The sequence below is a fragment of the Streptomyces sp. DH41 genome (genome assembly GCF_029813785.1).
Taxonomy (GTDB): domain Bacteria; phylum Actinomycetota; class Actinomycetes; order Streptomycetales; family Streptomycetaceae; genus Streptomyces.
This window is the reverse complement of sequence record NZ_JARVKY010000060.1, coordinates 1-1,627: the sequence shown is the minus strand read 5'-3', so window position 1 is coordinate 1,627 and position 1,627 is coordinate 1. Positions and strand designations below refer to the sequence as shown.

Annotated in this window: 1 pseudogene; it reads left to right on the top strand. The window is 65.7% G+C overall.

What is annotated here, in order from left to right:
- Positions 1 to 35 precede the first annotated feature (35 nt).
- Positions 36 to 886: pseudogene (locus QC283_RS39365) on the top strand (IS5 family transposase).
- Positions 887 to 1,627: the final 741 nt, after the last annotated feature.

Genomic DNA, 1,627 nt, shown 5'->3' with positions numbered 1-1,627 from the left:
CTAGGCAGTTTCGTTTGGATCAGTCGGTCGTTGGTCTGGGTGTGCCGTTGACTGACGCGCAGTGGGCGCGGATCGAGCCGTTACTTCCGGACCGGACACCGAAGCGGGGTGGCCGCTGGCGCGATCATCGTGAGGTGATCGACGCGATCGCCTACAAGTTCCAGACCGGCACGCAGTGGGTTCACCTGCCGGAGAGGTACGGCAACTGGAGAGGCGTCTACAACCGGCTGCGGATGTGGGCCGTCGACGGTACCTGGGAGCGGGTGTTCACCGCCCTGGTGGCCCAGGCCGACGCGGACGAGGACCTCAACTGGGCGGTCTCGGTCGACTCCACGATCGTGCGGGCCCACCAGCACGCGGCCGGGGCCCGCAAAAAGGGGCCCCGGCCGGCGAACCCGGCGACCATGCCATCGGCCGCTCCCGCGGCGGACTGACCACAAAGATCCACCTCGCCGCCGACGCCCGCTGCCGGCCCCTCGCGTTCGTTCTCACCGCCGGACAAGCCGGTGATGCACCTGCCTTCACCGAGGTCATGGCCCGCCTACGCGTTCCCCGTCGGCGAGGACGGCCTCGCACCAGGCCGGATGTGGTCCTGGCCGACAAGGCGTACTCCTCCCGCGCGATCCGCGAGCACCTGCGCAAGCGCGGCATCCGGGCCGTGATCCCCGTCCCGGCGGACCAGCGCAGGCACCGGCTCCGTCGGGGCAGCCGAGGCGGCAGGCCACCGGCCTTCGACCGCGAGACCTACAAGCAGCGCAACACCGTCGAGCGGTGCATCAACCGACTGAAGCAGTGGCGAGGAATCGCCACCCGCTACGAGAAGACCGCCACCATCTACCTGGCCGGACTCCACATCGCGGGCATTTTCCTCTGGTCCGCCCGTTAAACCAACGCGACGTACGGACATAACGAAAGCGATGCTGGTGGACACGCTTGACCACGAACGATTTGGACTGATCGTGGGCGACTATCGCGTCACAGCCTGCTCAGGCCCGCGCCATGGCCGGGAACCGGCTGACCCGCAGGGCTTCCTAAGCAAGCGACTCACTACTGAAGATGCTCATGTTGGTGCAGTCGTCAGGGTCACCGATCCACGCATACAGCCGTAGATCCTCACGGTTGCCGCTGATGTCGAGTCCGGACCCGTAACTGCCCGGACCGCCCTCATAGTCGTTGATCTCGTGGAAGGAGAGCGAAACGTCGAACTCGCTGCGACCGCCGTCGGTGAGTGCCCACCGCCCACTGCCTCTTCTCTGGTCTATGGGGCCCGTTGCATCGTCGAGGCCGGCAGGCCAAGCCACTGTCGTAAAGGCGCCATCGCCCCGCAGCGTTACTGAGCTTCCTGACGGGTTCCGGTAAGTGCCGACCAAGTCGCCACTGGCCAGGTCATCGGGGCGGCCGTCTTCCCCAGGACAAGCCTCGTAACGAGCGAAGCACCCAGTGATGGTGGGCGTAAAAACCACCATGAGGGCACAAAGTGCCGTCAAATGTCCCCGCCGCATAACGCCCCCCATTTGCGTCCCTCCCGACGCATTGTTCCACGGCAGACCACACTCTGATCAACTGGTGGCCTATCGATAAGCTCCTCTGCCCCACCCACCAGGGGTGATCCAAACGACAGGCCCTA